1 pseudogene is annotated in these 272 nt (G+C 46.0%); it reads left to right on the top strand.

Annotated elements, in window-relative coordinates:
• Nucleotides 1-217, top strand: a pseudogene (locus AB4486_RS26885) (DUF58 domain-containing protein); the annotation flags it as partial.
• Nucleotides 218-272: the final 55 nt, after the last annotated feature.

Genomic DNA, 272 nt, shown 5'->3' with positions numbered 1-272 from the left:
AGGTGAAACCGCCTATAAAGGTTCTAAACAGGTCACCGATGGTAGCAAAACTCAATGGTTTAATTTCTCTTCTAATAAAGAAAAGCAAAAGCTTAACCATGCTTTTTCGCTTAAGAAACAGCAGCTGCAACAGATGGGGTTGTCTCTCGCTATACCCTATAGCTCGCTGTCGAGTGCGCAGTCACTCATGAGCCAGATATCAGGAGCTCAGTCATGAAACAGCCCTTAGATTTAAGTCCGGTTATTGCGCCAGACGCACCGACTTGGTGGCC

It is taken from the genome of Vibrio sp. 10N.222.55.C6 (assembly GCF_041473395.1).
GTDB lineage: Bacteria > Pseudomonadota > Gammaproteobacteria > Enterobacterales > Vibrionaceae > Vibrio > Vibrio crassostreae_C.
This window is presented reverse-complemented; position numbering and strand designations above follow the sequence as displayed.